The sequence below is a fragment of the Shewanella sp. GD03713 genome (assembly GCF_029843705.1).
Lineage (GTDB): Bacteria > Pseudomonadota > Gammaproteobacteria > Enterobacterales > Shewanellaceae > Shewanella.
Genome location: NZ_JAOCIW010000003.1, coordinates 162,993 through 180,751, shown reverse-complemented (window position 1 = coordinate 180,751; position 17,759 = coordinate 162,993). Strand labels below are relative to the sequence as shown.

The following is a 17,759-nucleotide window of genomic DNA, read 5'->3' as shown; positions in this document are numbered from 1 at the left end:
GATGACTCGCCTGTTGATATCCCGGCACTGTTTTGCGGCAAGTAAATTTCTTTTTTCATTGTTTTCCCGTCGCTATGGAATTACGTGGGTAGGGCATAACGCCCGCAACACCGGGCAATTTGAAGATTGATCCGAGTGCTTGCGTTTGTTAAGTGCTTTACCTGGCATAGAGTTCCTTTGCTTTTTGCAGTCGCTTTACTATCGCTTTAAACCTTGGTCCTTTTCTTACATCAGCAATATTGTTTGTCCCATTTTTAGAATAGAATGCCTCGACCTTTTCAATATATTGCTCGCAGTAGTATATTTCTTGCCTATAGTCTTTGTTTTTCCTAGAAAGAATAGCAACACGCTCAAAATAATAAGGTGCGGGGACCAAGCCTGCCTTTTCCATGGTCTTTAGTTCAGCATCACAACAGCGCTTCATTGCCTCAAGATCATCTTTCTGTGCCTCAGCCAACTCCCAAGTTTGCTTACCATCGACTAAGTTGGCACCGTCTGTTACTTCAGCGATTAATTCCCCACTGGTTTTTGGCGAGCCATCCGCCTTCTGTAAGGAAGGCTGCTTTTTCTTAAACAGTAAACTTAAGAGGCTCATTTCAACTCCTTGGTACTTAACGTCTTAGTATTGATGCCCTGTGCTGTTTGCTGGGCATCAATCGATTGTTGGACTTGGCCGCTGCCACATCCGTACTATTTGGTATTAATCATGCTATAGGAATTTGCTTTTTTACGGTATGGGGTTCTTTAAACGATTGAGGACTAATTACTTGAAATATATTGTGCTTTATCTCTCTACGACATGCACGGTTCTAGTAATAGTGGACTCTTTTAATCATTACTAAATTTTGCTTAACTGAATTGCTTAAATTGGAAAGACTGTGACGTCCGTAACTCCGAATGGGGCAATTAATACAATCGGGCTAACTAGGTACTGAAATGGGCAGTTCTACACTGGAGATAGGGTCGCAGCTTCACGCGGCATATCCTTAATTATTAGGAAGTAACCGGAAGAGCCTAAGCACAACCCACGACACGAGAGCTGACGCTAAATAACCTGCCAAGATCACAATCGCCAATGAGAGCGCGGGAGAGGCTGATGCGGCAGCAGAATAGAAGATGCTACTGAAGAGCAAGCCGACACACAAAGCGACAAACCAGCCGCAAGGAACTGACCTCCGAGCAACCGAGAAATGGAACACCGGAGCGCAAATGACCATGAGCAAAAAGCCGAAGAGGTAGAGGCTGGCCTCCGCCCCCATCGGCTCTGGGTCCGTTGCGGCAATGCGCGGAGCAGCGATCGCCATAACAGTGAGGAACCCAATCACGAATGCGATAGTTTTCATATACTGCCTAACATTTAATAATGCACAAACTGGCTCAGCGTTTAGCTAAAAATGGCACGATGGATCAGCTAACCATGCGAAAAATCGATGCGCTCGCACTCAGCGCAAAGCTAGATGAAATGACAGCAGAGCGAATAAAGAATCTAAGAGAGCGTGAGCACATTAGCCAAGGTGTCCTAGCTACGATTCTGAATATGAGCAACGAGAGCGTTCAAAAGTGGGAACAGGGAAAGTCTAAGCCACAGGGTGCCGCGCTAAGATTGCTTAATATGATTGATAAGAAAGGCATTGAGTGCGTGCTTTCTTAAGAGATACAAGCCGCAGACGGAACCGATAGGTTCCGTTTTAGATCTTCCATTCAAATTCCTACAAATTTGCACCAAGCTAAATCACACCTAACAACCTGAATGTAAAGGGTTAACTTTAATATTTTTAGCGTGATTCCACCGAATCAAAGATTGAATTTAGCCCTCCCCTACTTAAACTAATCGCCGCGTCCCCACTCAAAACACGTTAACGCCTTACTGAGTTGTCAGCCTAGGGAAATCATGTCCCGGAGCAGGAGATGTCCCGGACTAAAATACTCGTATCAATGTCAGTGCTTAACACACATCTCAACATCGCTTCATGTCTATCCGGGCATTGGCCAAAATCACAATTCCCATGTAATCGCCTAACAGAGTTGTCAGCCTGGGGTAAAGCGCGTCCCGGAGCTGTCGTACTTGAGCCATCAGAACAACATCAATCCCCGTTTGAGAGATTCCCTAGAAATTTGTGTCGTTTGGAATCTGTGAGAGAAGCTGCTAGAAACTCAAAGCAGGAGCGTACAAGATGACGATGAATATCCTAGGGCCAGTAACAAAGAGCGAAGGTGACAGCACTCAATGCCTTAATCAATCCGGCAAGTGGGACTGTAGTTCTCTCTTCAATTGCAGTGATTGCGGAGTGAGCGAAGGTGGCGCAGGATGCGGTTGCCGATACTGTTTTAGCTGTAATGCTTGTGAGCATTGTCGACAAGAAGAATAAGCCGCTATTACACTGCTGGATTATTCAGAATAAGGGCGCGATTAAGCGCCTTTTATCATGCTTAATGGCAATAAAAAAACCGCACTAAGCGGGTATTAATTAGAAGGGATGCTCAAAGGCATTAGAGGTTTTCACGCGCCCAATCGAAGGCTTGGCGATGATTGTCTAACGTGACTAGGCTGTCAGCCAGCTCAGTAAAGCCTGCCGCTCGAAGTGCTTCACATTGTTCAAGGTATTTCCCCATTTCGCTTGCGCCATCAATAAACGCATCCTCTATCCTTTCGTAGTCTGAAGAAGAGCAGTTAGCAACATCTGACTCACCAGTGATTTCTTTAACAAACGCTTCTCTTGGGTCTACTGATTGAGTTTCCATCTATTTTTCCTCATTGGGTTAGTTACTGTGAATAGGCTACCAATGATTGAATTTCTGGCAAATTTCAGATCTGGTGGATTAGACTTTTGGAAAAATATAAGCGCGTTCTATCTCGAAGCAGTATAGCGGTACTTTGTTAGCCCCGTACTCAGAATTAAAATTGGCCGTAGTTTCAAAATACCTGACGCGTGATGTCCCTATCTGTGTATAAAAGTAATCGGCAGTTTGAGAGCGGTCATCGTTGTACCCGCTCAGCAAACTAAACTCACGATGAACACCACCAAAAGCCTTCACGAAGGGATAGAACAATCTTGAGCGACTGCCATCATCAAAATCAGACTGATAGCCGAGCTGTTTACCAACGGGTTTAGTCTCAGAGCAATCCAATTGGGTAAAAGATTTTTTCAGATCTATTCCACCGTCTGCGGCATAGGCACTGAGTGAACTCGCAAGAGCTACTGCACACAAAAATCTCACTTTCATTATAGGCTTCCTTTTATCCACAGATTTTGTGAATAACGCTTGGATATGCTTAATACAACATTTGCTTTCCTCTGTTTCATCAGCAATTTAACACAAAATCCCCCGATAGAACCAAATCTATCAGGGGGCTAAATTACATCTTAGGCAGCTGCTTAGGTGCCTTGATGAAACAGAATATAGGCTGCGCCATTATCAATGGCCTCTCGGACCGCCCCCCTGATTTCTTGCGGCACATCTTCGATTGATACATCACAATCTTCATCGGTAATGCAGCAGGTATTCACAACAAACTCCCAAATGCCGCAGTTATCCGCGTCATGGTTCTTGCGATGCGTATACGTCGCGTTGTCTTCAATCCATGCCCAGACAGGCGTTTGATCTGGCGTATCGTATTCAACGTATTCAGCCACATTGATGTCAGCAATATTCAGTATATCCACTACCCTTCCCTCTCAGAATTATTGAGCCATTTGACTCATGCTCATTAACTCATATCGGGAAATTCACGCAAAAATTTGGGGTTCCCAGGCTCGATACTGCTTACTCTGTTAACCTATCACTTAAATATTTCCGGTCATCAAATATGACTGTAAATTACGCACAAAAAAACCGCTCCAATGGGAGCTGTCTTTGAAGCGCTGGGTTATTTTCGTAATCGTCTAGCTAAGGCGAGGAAAACGAGACTGATATACCCTAATGACCCGCCACCACTAGATGATTCCGGCTCTGGTGTTGTTGGGGTGGTTGGAGTAGTCGAGGTAGTCGGCGGAGTCACCACAGGTAGTACATCGTCATTGTTGATAGTGATCGCCATCGTACTGCCCGTCACCTTCAATAGTCTTGGGGTAACAAGTTCCGCCACTAAACTACTGTTTTCAGCGGTTGAGGCATTGTCTATGATGCTTACTACAACAGATTTAGTGCTTTCACCGGCGGCAAACTTCACATCAATAAAATCTGAATCCAGCAGTGTTACCGCGTTATCAATGAACACTTTCACCGACGCTGACTTTGATAAATCGCCGTTACGAGACACAACAAAACTCAGGCTTTCATCGCCACAAACACTACCATTTACAATCACTTCAGGGGATGAATAATACAGTTTGGTGTCCGGAGATGATTGCCAAGTCATTACCGTATAACCGCCATCACAAGGGGAATCAGTAGCACGTTTAAATTTAGCGATATTATCGGTATTGCGGTGCGCTAGGTCATGATCGGCCAAGTACACATGCCCTATTTCATGCACAACGGTGTTCGGGCAGGTATTTACACCATGGGACGTAAGCTGTGCAGCGTTAAATCCAGCTGAGCCACAGAGTGTTTTTTCGAAATCACTGTATTCAGGCTCGGCTAAACGACCATAAATTTCAATGTCTGGGCTGTAATCTAACAGCATCTTGGTATCTTCTGGCAGAGTCTCAATACCCATTCGCCCACTTAAATAAAATGGTAAATAGTTCCACGACAGATTTAACATCCCTTCAGCGCCATAATAATACTTAGTCCACTTTTCACCTTGGTAGGTGTAGCTAGATGAACGATTGTTATAGGCATCGAAGCTGTTTGGCACTTCATCCAAACCCACAGCGAGTAATTCTTGGTATTTTTCTTCCCCGCCATATAAAGCCACTTCGAAATCTCGATAGCCAGCAAACGTCGGCTCTTCAAATGCTACCAGTTTGAGCTGTGCAGGAGTATTTTGAGCTAACACCCTATTTGTTGTAGCTATTTCTTCTCTGATTGCTTTAAATGCCTGCCCCTTCGATGGCATTTGCTCCATCCAACGAGGGTGATAAAAGAAAATCACATCTGCTACGGTCTTGGAGAGATCAACAGGTACAGTGGTGCAATCCTGAACCAGTGTTTGAGAGTATTTACCACGAGGATATGGCTTGCAGTTAATCTCTGCGTTCTCAGCATCAGCGTTTATATTGATGTTAGCCGCTGACAACGCTACCGCCTTTGCAATAATCGAAGGAGAACCCCCTGCTTGCTTGAGCTTTGTCTCTATAGACCTATCCAATGGAATAGAGTCAGCGGGTCTGTCCAACAACATCGGTAACTCACTTGCGTGGATTGGGCCAGCAAGAGAGACTGTGATGGCCAATGATAACATCTTGTATTTCAGAGAAACATCCTTATATAGCACTATAGAATAATTTAAGATTAATGTTTGCGGATAACATCGATTTCTTTCAAGCAAGCATAAATTCGCTTTCCTTTCTCCCGAAGCCATTAAACCCATATTCGAAAACCTTTTGGCTCCGACTTATTGGGATCGGCCAGTTAAAGGCACGGCGCCGCAGGCTTTATGAGCCCCTGTGGACAGAACAAAAGCCGCCCGAAGGCGGCTAGTTCAACAAACCCTAAAGGTTAACGGTGGTAGTTATAAGCCTGTTGCTGAGTATTTTGTTGGTGACCGCCCTGTGGTTGCGCCTGATAACCGCCTTGCTGCGGTGCATTTTGCTGGTATCCATGCTGCAGCGGTGCGTTTTGCTGGTAACCTTGCTGCTGTGGTGCGTTTTGCTGATAACCAGAGCTTTGGCCTGCATTATCCTTTGGTGAACCACCTAAAAGCTGTACTTGACCATCAAAGTCCACGACAACTTCTGTTGTGTAGCGTTCTTGGCCATTGGCATCTTTATATTTGCGAGTCTTTTGCTTGCCTTCGATGTAGACCTGACGGCCTTTTCCACCGTATTGATTGATAATCTCAGCCAGCTTGCCCCAAACAACAATCTTGTGCCAATCGGTCACCTCTTGCTGAACACCCTGTTGGTCTTTCCAAGTGTCACTCGTGGCCACACTGAAATTTGCTACGCTTGTACCGCTAGGAAGTGTCTTAAAATCAATTTCCTGACCGATATTGCCAACAATGATAACTTTATTAACTGAACCCATTTTGCTCTCTCCAAAGAAGTAATTAACGAGCACATTAAAACACAAACTCATAATCACACAAATTTTGTATATTTAAATATTTATTGCCACCAGTTCCACACAAAACGGTGATACCGCCCTACCTACTCGCTTAGAAATCGCTTTCATTAGCAGAGTAATCTGCACGTATGCGGCAATTAGCTTGCTACGACTCGGATCTTCTAGTCGTATCCAGAGAGAATGAAATGGGTCGTTTACGATGTTGCTTTGACAACCGTTAGCCAGCTGTAACAGATAACCCTGTACATCCAGCCCCGAACCGGACTGCAATGATGAATACGATTTCACAGTTAATGGCTGACGATCACCGGCATGGATACACAAGCGGAAATCCTGATTGTCGTGAGTAAACCCTGCATCGGCACCATAAAAACTAATTGCTTTTCCAATGGGGTCGAGATTACCGCTCGATAACTCTGAATAGACAGCCTGAACAAACAACGTCTTTTGAGCGGGAGTAATATCCGGCGTTGGCTGCTCGCATACTCTGGCGCCGTGATTAATTAACGTGTCAAACAATGAAAGCAGACCTTGTAAGGCGTTAACTTCGTTATTGGGCCAAACGGAAGACAGTAAATCGGTTAACTGGCTAGAACTGGATACTTTCATGAATGCCTCGCAATCGGGGAAAGATGGCCCGATATTGGCCTCTGAATCAATTCACGCAAATTTGCGCTCCCCTCCCTGCCACGATTTACTTCAAAATTCCAATAAATAAACCGTGTGAGCCCGAGATTTTACTCGTCTACTCATAGATTTTTCTCGTCATCTTTAGAGTGTCATTCACAGTTGGGTTGTAAAAATCAATGCTGATACACAAATATTTATATCGAAATCTATGTAAACCATTAAAAACCCTTTTAAAACAATACCTAACGATTTTTTTTAGACTTCATTTTGCCTTTAAATAATCTGATTCAAAAATTTAACATATTTGTGCAAAAAAAATACAGATTTTTACTTGCAAGATCCCGTTGTTCACCGCCTACATTTAACTCTTATATAACAATAACTTACATTTACAGAGTTAATTTTGATCACAATTTAAGACGAGTAAACTATTTGGATTACACGAATAAAATATAGGTATATGACGAGTAAAATATTGTGTGAACACGAAAAAAATATGGAGATACACGAAGAAAAGATAGGGATTGAAATTTAATAGTTGGGTCAACACGAAAAAAATATGGAGGGAATACGAAAAAAATATGGAATGAGAAAATGGCGAACGCTATATTGATGCATAGGGAGGATGCCATGACAGATAAAGCAAACAACAAACAGGTACTACAGGGTTCAGATGGGGTAACTACAACATCGAAGAAAGTCAAAACTGACAAATTCGATGTACATCCAGAAGCGCAATTACCGCAGACGTATAAGAAAAACCACAACTTAATCTACAGTCGTATATCGATGACGACCCATGAGCAAAATCTACTTGCCCTATTTCTGATCCAGATGCAAAAGACAGAGTGGAAAGAAGAAACCCAGCTCGAAATTTCTATCCCCGCCTCTAGGTTGGCTGATTGGCTTGAAGTTGAATCCAAAAGCCTTGCGGCAACAATTAAACCTGTCGCTCTTAGGCTTCAGAAACGAACGGTTTTAGCAGAGCATCCGACGACTCATGAATTTGAATCATCCGTCCTTTTCCCGACAGTGAAATATGCACGTGGAAAGTTAACAATGGTACCAAATTATGACTTGAGAGACTTTTTTCACGACGCGTCAAAAGGATACGCTTCCGTTAACGTGGCTAGATTCCTACGACTGAGGGGAAAATACTCTAAACCAATGTATGACCTATTATCGAGGTTCAAAACCCCTGAGAAGCAGTTGTATAAGACAGACGTTATGACTCTCAAAGGTATTTTCGGGTTAGTTGACGACAAAGATAACTATCTGCCAGGCAAGAAAACCATGAAGGACACATCGGTATTCGTCAATCAGGCGCTGGTAAAGTCGATTGAAGAAATAGAGGAGGCTTGTAGTGACGAGGTAATGTTTTTCAACACAGATCCTTCTGGTAAAAAACGTCATGGCATCATTGAAAACAAAACAGGCAACAAAATTACCAGCATTGAGTTCGAGTACCTTTGGATAGATCAATTCATCAAATTGCATCCAATGGATCTTGAAGCAGCAGCGGAAGTCGCAATGAATGCAGAGAATCGTCTGCGTATGAAAAAAGAAACGCTTACTCAAGAAGAGACTGAGCAGCTGGCCGTAGCTTACTACGTTCTCTCATCACACTATGAGAAATACAGACCGCGCTGTAGAGAATTATTTTACGACATTTACAAACACTACCGAAAAATATCGATTGAGAAAGCAGAAAACGAATCTGAACAAACTGAACGACCAAAACTGAAGAGTTCTGCACTCGATAAGTTAGATTTCTTGTTAAACGTCAATACCTGATCCCCCTCCCCTCCATATCAAACCTTTGGTCTTTCTCAATAGTTTACTCAAATACGAGTAAACTATTGGGTTAGTGCACGAAAAAAATATTGAGTTGGTCACGAATAAAATATAGACATGGGTACGAGTAAACTACAGGTTTAGGAGCGAATGAACTACAGATAAAGGAACGAGTAAACTAATGGTTATAGATGCGAGTAAACTATCGACATGTGAACGAGTAAACTATTGATATAGAGGCGAGTGAACTACAGACATATAGACGAGTAAACTATTGATATAGAAGCGAGTGAACTACAGATACTTGAACGAGTAAACTATTGATATAGAAGCGAGTGAACTACAGATACTTGAACGAGTAAACTATTGATATAGAAGCGAGTGAACTACAGACATATAGACGAGTAAACTATTGGTATCGAAGCGAATGAACTACGGACATATAGACGAGTAAACTATTGATATAGTAGCGAGTGAACTACCGACATATGAACGAGTAAACTATTGGTCTATTTTTGGGTTATTTTAAAATTGGATGCGACAACGAACTGATTTTTCATAAATACGAGTAAAGTACAGTCTTTCACACGAATAAACTCTAGGGGTCACACGAATAAAACACATGAGAAAGTATAAAATTCAATCAATACAGGCGCATCTACTCTGTGTTTAGGGCAATAAACAACCAAAACTCTTTACTGTGGATAACTACACGAGTAATACTTATGGGTAACACGAGTAAAATCAGTGTATTAAACGAGTAAACTTTTGATCTGTCACGAGTTAGATCTTGGTATAAAGCGAGTGAGATCTGGGAACCTGACGAGTAAGATCTAGGTGTAAAGCGAAAAAACTATTTGAAAAACACGCATAACATATTGATTCAAAATAAAAAACCCTACCCTATAGATCTTTATATCTTTAATAGATCTTAATAAAAAGATCATATCTTTTTATATTCCCAAGCAGATAGATCTTGTTTTTGATCCTTTTAAGATCAAAAGAAGAAACAGGATTCTATTCGATTCTAGTTCAACTTCCCGAATGCTCCATAGCAAACAAGTAAACCTACAACCTACAGTCTTCACCTATAAAGCATCATTGCCCTTTCATGATATGAAGCTGAGTGTATATCTAATATCATCAGACACTAACATCCAGGTGAGGAAATTAGCACACCATTAAATAGGTGCGGATTTTAATGTACCAAATATTGAAATCCACACCTTTTAGCTGTAATCTTATACGCAATTGATAAATGGAGTTAAATTGCTATGAATGAACACTTCAAAGCTCGTATGAGAACGACTGCTGACAGGGCACGAAAAATGCTTAACACCATGTCTGACTCTATTACACAGCACAAAATCGAATTTGGTTTAGATACATTTCACCAGCGTTACTCAAAAGGCGCATTAGCTAACCTGAGAGGCCTCACTCGTAAGATCGTAGAAAAATCGATTAATGAGATGGAAGCTACTGGTTACCAGTTCGATAAGAAGCTAAACGGTAGCGTTGAAGTTTATGATCTAACGGTTGAGCAAGTAGTCGATATTTACAAGCATCGTGGACATAAAGCATTGCGTGAGAAATTTGAACGCGGCTATGTAGTATTCCTTTGTAACCTCAAAGGCGGTGTAAGTAAGACTGTATCAACCGTAAATATTGCCCAAGCGTTACGTTGCCATTCTGAAATGCTTCAGCATGATTTAAAAGTGTTAGTACTGGACATTGATCCTCAAAGCTCAGCCAGTATGTTCATGAGCCATAAAAACTCCATTGGTACAATTGATAACACTGTCGTTCAAGCCGTATTTCAAGACTTAACTCGTGAAGAGCTGTTAGACGAGTTTGTCATACCTACTCAAGTGCCTGGTGTTGACATCATACCGTCAAGCATTGCAGATGCTTTTATAGCATCTCAATGGGAAGCTCTATGCGCTCAGCGTTTTGGTTCGGAAATTAATCCGTTTGAGGCGTTATCTCGCAACGTCTGTGAAAAGCTAATCAACGATTACGACTTTATCTTTATCGACTGCGGCCCACACTTAGACTCACTTTTAAAAAGTGCATTGTGTGCAGCTGACGTTTTAGTGACTCCACTTCCGCCCTCAACCGTTGATTTACATTCAACATTGCAATACGTGACTCGTATTCCAGAAATGCTGGATCATTTAGAAGCAGAAGGCGCAACAACGAATTTGAAAGGCCATTTGGCTTTTATGTCTAAGTATTCGCAGAGCGAGCAAGATATTAATAGCTCAATGATTGCCAACGCTGTATTTGCTGAAGACATGATGATGGCTAGTATTCCTGAATTATCTGCCTTTAAGCGCTGTGCAGAAACATTTGATACCGTTGTGTCAGTACATCCTGGAAGCTACACAGGGGACTCAAAAGCTCTTAAAAAAGCAAGAGAGTCGCTAGACCAATTTACTTTGGCGCTATTCCAACACATTTCAAGAATTAGAGGTTCAGAATATGGTATCTAATGCTAAAGAAGCGCGTAAGCGCGTTCCATTTGGCAGAGCCTTAGTTGACTCTGCTGGTTTAAATAGTCAATTACATCCAGAAACTACTGAGTCTGCATTTGTTGCTAATACTGATGTACTGAACGACTCTGCTACTTCAATTAAAATTAAATTGTCCAGTGGGCGTACTCTTACATTCACTCGTAAGCACTTAACGGCGGAAGAACTCAAAACAAAGTCTTTCGTACACCCATTTAACCCGCGTCCAGCCGGTGATGTAAAACCAAATTCATTACTGCGGATCCGTAAAACTATTGCAAAGGTGCAATTTTCTGATGCGTTGGCAACACGGGATTCAACTGGTTATCACTTGTTTGATGGTCAGCGCCGACGTATGGCAGCAATCTTAGAGAATGCTGGATTAAATGTGCTGTATACCGATTTTGTACTAACAGAAGAAGAAGTTCACGAAATCGTTAAATACGTCCAAACCTCTGAAAAGTATAGTTATCGAGATGCGGGTTTTCAGATGAAAAAGGCACTCGCGAAAAACGAGCTCGAGATTGCCAACAACAAAACAGTTAAGTTATCTCTGAGAGAGCTAGCTGCTCAATTCGACGTATCTTATTCGTATGTAACGAGAGCACTTAAAGCCGCAGAAATTCCAGATGAAATTATTGAGTTGTTCCCCTGCCCTTCTGCTTTAAGTTCAACACAAATTATGGCTCTTTATGACATTACTCAAAAGCATCAACTTTCAGCTTTATTGAGCGAGCAGTTACTTGAGAAAATTGAAAACATTTGCATCGATGCAAATGAAGGCGAAACATCGGTAGCGGGACTATTTGATGTCGATGGCCAGAAAAACAGTCAGATACTGAAGGTGTTCGAAGACTTTGATAAACAATCAAAACCCAAAAAGCTGGCAAATGATAAAATTGCCGAGGGTGACGACCGCAATCGTTGGGCTAAATTATCGACCCAAAATCGAAAGACCAAGGTCGAAGTAACAAGATTGTCGGAGCAAGAGATTGAGAAGCTAAAACAATTCTTAATTGATTTAGTAGAAGCAAAAAACCAGTAGTAAAAGAAACTGACAGGCCGACCGCCAAGCCTGACCTGTCATGCACTAACAAACATACTTATTCGGAGTATTTATGTCAGCAGAAGTGATGTTAACACTAGCCACGGCCTTAAACAACGCGATTACCAATAAACTACCATTCAGACTTCCTGCAATGAAGTTCTATGAACTGGAAGAACTAAATCGTTGTAGCGCGAAAATGAGACAAACAGCCAATTAAGAAAGTAAAGCCAGCAGAGATGCTGGTTTTTTTATGGAGTGATTCGGTGGAATCAAGCGTTAAATTCTGAGTTTTTTAGCATAAAAACAATAATTTAACGAGGTTATAGCTTGGTGCTGCTTTTAGATGGAACGAAAATATCTGCACCAAGCATTTTAATGGTAAAATGTTGAAGATAAAGGAAATTTTCGATTATTAAGCCCGTGATTCCACCGAATCAAGCACAGATTAATACTGTCTAGCGCTTACATACTTTACAGGAACTTACTTCAAATGATTGCGCTGTAATGGGTGATGTACCCTATGTGGATTATTGAGATGAGAGTTTGTTATTCAATTCCGTAAATTATGGTGTGTTATTGTTGGTATCCTCTCCGCCTTTTAGGGCGGGCATTCCTACCGCTAGACGATTATACCCGACAGTAAGCATGTTCTTGGCTGTTTCGGACTACTTGCGGGGATTTCCCTACAGCACGAACAAGTTTGGGTTGTGTAACTTTCGTTGACCTCTTCAAAAACAACACCTGCGTGAGCGCATTTGTATTCCATCATTGTTTTCAACATCCACCTGCCTGCATCCAACGCTGATTTGGCCAGCTTGGTTTTGAACATCGAAAGGGAATTGACGTTACCAACGAAGATGACCGCATTGCTATCGACTAGCTTCCGATTTTATTTGTGTAATTCGTTCTTTCGACGTTTGCGGATTTTGGGGTGAATTGCTTTGACACCCTAGTTTGGGTGAATCAAAAAACTAATTTTTCCCATTTCATAGACTTGAATCTTCTCGACTGAGTTAGCATCATGTGCGCTTTGCACTAATCGGCAAAGTTTAGAAATAGACTTTACATTGTGTGTAGCAATATTGTGTTGGAATCGTCTCAATTCACCCAATGTACATGCACGGTAAGCTCTCTCGATAATTTTGTTCTTTTCCAGAAGACGCTTTTTTTCCGGGGATACTAATTCCAAAAGTTGCAAAATTTTGCTTATTTTATCGCGCAAATGTTCGATAGCATCAATTTCAGTCTCTACACCATATTTTTTCCACACGGGTTCGTGATGGGAAACCCTGTTTCGGAATTCTCTTACGGTTTTGACTAGATCTTTTGTATTGATTAGCAGCTCTTTGGTCTTAGTTGTGTTCCATTCTCCTTTGAAAACGGTACCTAGGTGAGTTGGCCAAATCAAACCTGGCCCCATGAACTCTTTACTAAGAATGTACTCCCATGTGGAAAATTCAGTTTTTGCTATTATCTCTTGATGCATCGGAGTTGGATTGGCAATGTTATAACGTTTCTTTTTGTCTTGTTGAACTTGCTTTGTAGCCTTAGAGAAGTTTTTTCTGATAGCTTCGACTTCAAATGGAGGATTCTTATCAGGCTGTTCTGGGTCGAAACTTTTAAAATGGAGTTTGTTCTTCTTCCACCAAAAGTAACCTAAATCCGAAGAAGTTAGTGCAGAGTCAATTGCGTTGCGTAGCGCCACTTCTGTGGCACTAAGCAAAGGGTATATAGCAGAACAAACGTGGGTGTTCCATAAGTAAGCCCCGAGCAATTCAATATCGCTTTGAGTTTTAAACGTGACCTTATAACTTCTTAGACGTTCTTCTGTAATAAAATCTTCTATAATTTCCTTATAGCTAATTGTATGTGGCATTTATCGTTGCTCTCGAACTTCGTTGTTGACGTCGGCGTCAGTATTAAATATAATTTTTGTCAGGTTGACGTCTGGCTCTAAGGATTATATCCAAGACCTTGCGTAAAGACCTAAAGAATTTGCCCCAGCCTTGAGCTGGGGTTTTCAATTTCAGGAAGCCTAAAAATCTTTTCAAGTCTACAATGTTGGATTTAATCTATATATCTGCACCAGCTGAAACTGTGAATAAGTTACTGATAATAAATTGTATTTTTCACTTTTAAACCTCTGATTCCACCGAATCAAGCCTGAGTTTTCTGCCCAGCCCAGGTATAGTGTTAAGCTCTGACGGATTTCGTTCCGCCCAGTCCCGCATTATTTCAATCAATGCTGGATTGTTTTGCTTAAACGCTGCTGCATAAGCCTCCCCTTTTAGCACAAACCCGTTTGCACTGGCATTTAGTATCGCCTTAGCAAGCTCAGGCTGATTTGATGTAATTGCCGCACGCAGCAAAAGACCATCTTTGAAGTTCAATAGATTACCGGTGAGCCCTGCTGAGATGTACTTGGCCACCAAGTGAGGTTTTTTGTCGTAAATAGCCTTAAGTGCTTTGAGTTGCAGATTCATATTCCTTCACCACCCTATCGAGTTGCAGCCAGAGAAGATTTGCGTCTTGCCAATTTGATAACAGACTTACCTTGTTCGGTGTAGCCTCGGTACTCGTTTTTCTTAATGCTATTTTTCATATTATCAAGAATGATTGGCAGATCTTGCTCAGCGATAGCCCAATCATCATCGTGAAGCTCAAACACTTCACAAATTGCACAATCACCCGTTTCAACGGTAATGAGTGGGAATAGACGCTCTGCATACTCGGTTTCATTCAAATGTGGCTTAATCACTTTTAAGTAAAACACAGCTTGCAAATCGTAACGTAAGTCTGCGAACTGGTAGGCCGCTAACGCTGGGTTAGCACTGCGCGTGGTTTTCAAATCGCAAGGAACAATAAAATTTTTAACGGCTGTTAACCAATCCACTTTGCACTTAAGCATCAATCCGGTCTCAGGATCTCTTGTAAAGAATGCGACTTCCGCCATACCGTTTTTACGATTTAAAAATTTGTTCGCGTGAGCGTTGCGTTCAATGGCTTGATTGAGTCCTATAACGCTATCAAACATCTCCTTTGACACTGGCAGCTTAAGCGCCTTCATCGCGATATGTTGATTATCCTGAAGTAATTTAATGATTGCTGCACAGGTCACCGCTGACTGTAGTTCTGTATCACATAACGCAAAACACTCGTCACCAATGTTCGCTTTGATCCACTCCAATTGACGTGACTCAAACGGTTTTTGCGGAGCGTTGGCTTGCTCAAGGCGTTTGATTAATTCAGCAATGGTGCCGCTGGTTGTTAGTTTGTTGGCTGTGCAGGCATCTTTAAGCTCGGTTAATGACTTTGGATCATCTGGGAATTGCTCTGAGTCGAGCAGGGCAAATCTGCGAGCATTAAATACATCGGCTCCCTCTAGTGTTAATTCGTGGCTTAGAACACCGGACTCGCGGGATTTGGCGCTGAACTGTTTACCTTTACCGTTGATATACGCTTGTTCGTATTTCATTGGGCTATCTGCATAGCACTTAACCTGACTTGAGCTAATGGCATCTAATGAGTGATACACATCGTTTGGAATGTCTGAGTAAACACCTTCGATAAGTTCACCGGTGTCAGATAAGAATTGTGGTTTGCCGTCCACATAACCAGGCTTGACTAAATGCGTCAGGCTTGCAGGGATGATGCTTGAGGTTTGCTGGCAGGTGATGGTAACCATGCTCACGCTGGCAGGGTCAAAAAATGCGTTCATAGCAGAATTTAACGCATCTAAATCAAAATCAAATGAACTCATGATACTCACTCCAAAAATCTAACTCTTCAATTGAAACCATCATTACACGGCTTCCTATTGAGGCAAATTTCTAGAAATGGAGCAAAAAAATGCCCGCAAGAGCGGGCTATTGGAGTGAGCTTTTAGCTATTAGCTATAAGTTCTAGTTGTTTTAATAATGACTGCATCATACCAATCAAATTTTAATGCACAAGAAATTCACGAAAAATGACTTGAAAATTGACTTGTGGCGGCAAAACTGCTGAAATATGCAACACACTTTTTAGGTTATAAGTGCTATGAGTATCAAAAGAAAGGTAACCAAAATTGCGTTAGCAGTATCGCTTGGTTTGTGTCATCCGCTGGCTATGGCCAACAGTGGCTTAGATGCTTTGTTAGAGGCAAACAAATCAGCTAAGCAGGCACAAACACAGCCAGAGAAAATGCCGGAAAGTGAGGGTAAGGAGCTTATCAAGAATGCTTTCTCGATGTTAAACGACATCGTATGGTCTCAAGCGCTTCCCGTGAAAGGTATGGTGATGATGGTGTCTCGAGATGGTACTCAAGTGCTCGCCTCCACGGATGGCAGGATTCTCGTTAAAGGCGGCGAGGTATTCGATGGCTGGAACAGTTCACCTATAGCAACTGAAGCCAACGCAAAGGCGGCATGGCTTGCCAAGATTGATAAGGTCTTAGGGGTTTCTGTTAAGGATATGGCTGCATATTACATTGGTGATTTAGCAAAAACAGAGCCCGATCTAGTTGTATTTGTGGACCCTTTATCGAAGTTAAACGCTGACCTATTCAATAAGCTCCTTTCGATTAAAGATAAGCAAATCGCGTTACTGCTTACCCCATTAGTGAATGGTAAAGAGGCTGCGATTAGAGCGAGGGAGCTGTGGTGCGCCAAAGACCAAAGTGAATCCCTACGTTTGCTAGTTAACAGTGATTTCACCACAGCCCCGGAAACCCTCGAAAACTGCGACATTAAAAAGCTATCCACCACGATTGGGGTTACTCAATTTCTACAGATCCGTCGTTTACCCTATTTCGTTAACGGACACGGACTGCACAACGTCGGATTACCCGATTCATTAACTGATTTCATTTCCCAAACGGAGAAATAATGATTACTCGAGCATTAAAATTAGGCATGGTCGCTGTTAGTTTGGCAACTATTTTTGGATGTCAATCGATGTTCGAAACGGGTGAGGAGCCTACGGTTTGTGTAAACACTCAAAACAGCGGATTACCCTGTACCACCACTCGAGAAATTCTGAAACTGGCTGATACACCTGGCGGCATTGAGGCAGAAAAAGCGCGGCGAGCAGCTGAAAGCGATGAAGATTGCCCAGACTGTAAAGTACCTAAAAAGTCAGTGGCTAACTCCGGCGCCATGGCCGGCTATGGCTTGGACGCTAACGGCCAACCAATCACCCTGAATGAAGTCAGTAATGCTTACATGTTTACGGCTGATAACAACCGTGCATTACCCGCACCAGAGCCTATCGCTGTTCGGCAGGCGCCCAAAATGCTTCGTGTTGCATTTGCTCCATGGCAAGACGACAAAGGCCGTTTACAGAACGTCGGTTATGTCTATACCGAAATTGAAACCCGTAAATACACCTATGGCCGTGAAGCATTCAACATGCCTGCTCAAATCACTCCGCTTTATATTCGTCAGCAATCCATTGAAGAAGAGCGAAGGGGTAACCCAAGCGAAATTAACGGAGTTGGCATTAAGACAGGTAAACCTGGGCGTAATAATTTCAATGCTGACCTAGAAGCGGCAAAGGCCACTTTGGATCAAGGGCCAAAAGCTGTTCAAGAAGCGTTACGCGCTAACGGCAATTAACACGGGTGCGAA

17 protein-coding genes are annotated in these 17,759 nt (G+C 42.2%); 6 read left to right on the top strand and 11 right to left on the bottom strand.

Features of this window, described 5'->3' with window-relative positions; all coding sequences use genetic code 11:
* Positions 1–157 precede the first annotated feature (157 nt).
* Both N5E87_RS23365 and N5E87_RS23360 read right to left on the bottom strand, forming a co-directional pair.
* Positions 158–595, bottom strand: a complete 438-nt coding sequence (locus N5E87_RS23365) for a hypothetical protein (protein WP_279774544.1) — start codon at positions 593–595, stop codon at positions 158–160.
* A gap of 391 nt (positions 596–986) precedes the next feature.
* Positions 987–1,343, bottom strand: coding sequence for a hypothetical protein (locus N5E87_RS23360; RefSeq protein WP_279774542.1), 357 nt, complete (start codon positions 1,341–1,343; stop codon positions 987–989).
* A 20-nt stretch (positions 1,344–1,363) separates the two neighbouring features.
* Here N5E87_RS23360 and N5E87_RS23355 point away from each other — a divergent pair, with 20 nt between their 5' ends.
* The gene (locus N5E87_RS23355) at positions 1,364–1,651 is read left to right on the top strand and encodes a helix-turn-helix domain-containing protein (protein WP_217895408.1); all 288 of its coding nucleotides are present in this window, start codon (positions 1,364–1,366) and stop codon (positions 1,649–1,651) included.
* An 839-nt stretch (positions 1,652–2,490) separates the two neighbouring features.
* Here the strand turns inward: N5E87_RS23355 and N5E87_RS23350 are convergent.
* The 6 genes from N5E87_RS23350 to N5E87_RS23325 form a co-directional block, all read right to left on the bottom strand.
* Entirely contained in the window at positions 2,491–2,742 is a 252-nt protein-coding gene (locus tag N5E87_RS23350) for a hypothetical protein (RefSeq protein WP_011711570.1), read from the bottom strand.
* 78 nt (positions 2,743–2,820) lie between these two features.
* On the bottom strand, positions 2,821–3,225 hold the full coding sequence (locus N5E87_RS23345; protein ID WP_037426890.1) for a hypothetical protein: 405 nt from the start codon (positions 3,223–3,225) through the stop codon (positions 2,821–2,823).
* Between the two features lie 152 nt (positions 3,226–3,377).
* The gene (locus N5E87_RS23340) at positions 3,378–3,665 is read right to left on the bottom strand and encodes a hypothetical protein (RefSeq protein ID WP_011711568.1); all 288 of its coding nucleotides are present in this window, start codon (positions 3,663–3,665) and stop codon (positions 3,378–3,380) included.
* 203 nt (positions 3,666–3,868) lie between these two features.
* Positions 3,869–5,476, bottom strand: coding sequence for a hypothetical protein (locus tag N5E87_RS23335; RefSeq protein WP_011711567.1), 1,608 nt, complete (start codon positions 5,474–5,476; stop codon positions 3,869–3,871).
* Between the two features lie 128 nt (positions 5,477–5,604).
* Entirely contained in the window at positions 5,605–6,132 is a 528-nt protein-coding gene (locus tag N5E87_RS23330; RefSeq protein WP_086904411.1) for a single-stranded DNA-binding protein, read from the bottom strand.
* A 72-nt stretch (positions 6,133–6,204) separates the two neighbouring features.
* Positions 6,205–6,780, bottom strand: coding sequence for a hypothetical protein (locus tag N5E87_RS23325; RefSeq protein WP_011711565.1), 576 nt, complete (start codon positions 6,778–6,780; stop codon positions 6,205–6,207).
* Between the two features lie 651 nt (positions 6,781–7,431).
* Between N5E87_RS23325 and N5E87_RS23320 the strand changes: the two genes are divergently transcribed.
* From N5E87_RS23320 to N5E87_RS23310, 3 genes are all read left to right on the top strand, one after another.
* Complete coding sequence (locus N5E87_RS23320) at positions 7,432–8,595, top strand: replication initiation protein (RefSeq protein ID WP_011711564.1); 1,164 nt, start codon at positions 7,432–7,434, stop codon at positions 8,593–8,595.
* Positions 8,596–9,869: 1,274 nt separating this feature from the next.
* Positions 9,870–11,087: an AAA family ATPase gene (locus N5E87_RS23315; RefSeq protein ID WP_011711563.1), complete on the top strand. Its 1,218-nt coding sequence runs from the start codon at positions 9,870–9,872 to the stop codon at positions 11,085–11,087.
* A complete protein-coding gene (locus tag N5E87_RS23310) occupies positions 11,077–12,150 on the top strand; it encodes a hypothetical protein (protein WP_011711562.1) in 1,074 nt (357 codons plus the stop codon). Before N5E87_RS23315 ends, N5E87_RS23310 begins: the two co-directional genes overlap by 11 nt.
* A gap of 952 nt (positions 12,151–13,102) precedes the next feature.
* Here the strand turns inward: N5E87_RS23310 and N5E87_RS23305 are convergent.
* From N5E87_RS23305 to N5E87_RS23295, 3 genes are all read right to left on the bottom strand, one after another.
* On the bottom strand, positions 13,103–14,029 hold the full coding sequence (locus tag N5E87_RS23305) for an Abi family protein (RefSeq protein WP_011711560.1): 927 nt from the start codon (positions 14,027–14,029) through the stop codon (positions 13,103–13,105).
* Positions 14,030–14,288: 259 nt separating this feature from the next.
* A complete protein-coding gene (locus N5E87_RS23300) occupies positions 14,289–14,636 on the bottom strand; it encodes a hypothetical protein (protein ID WP_279776101.1) in 348 nt (115 codons plus the stop codon).
* A gap of 14 nt (positions 14,637–14,650) precedes the next feature.
* Positions 14,651–15,913: a PD-(D/E)XK nuclease-like domain-containing protein gene (locus N5E87_RS23295; protein WP_140906693.1), complete on the bottom strand. Its 1,263-nt coding sequence runs from the start codon at positions 15,911–15,913 to the stop codon at positions 14,651–14,653.
* Positions 15,914–16,191: 278 nt separating this feature from the next.
* Between N5E87_RS23295 and N5E87_RS23290 the strand changes: the two genes are divergently transcribed.
* On the top strand, positions 16,192–17,019 hold the full coding sequence (locus N5E87_RS23290) for a hypothetical protein (protein WP_279776100.1): 828 nt from the start codon (positions 16,192–16,194) through the stop codon (positions 17,017–17,019).
* Entirely contained in the window at positions 17,019–17,747 is a 729-nt protein-coding gene (locus tag N5E87_RS23285) for a TraV family lipoprotein (protein ID WP_279776099.1), read from the top strand. Before N5E87_RS23290 ends, N5E87_RS23285 begins: the two co-directional genes overlap by 1 nt.
* Positions 17,748–17,759 lie beyond the last annotated feature (12 nt).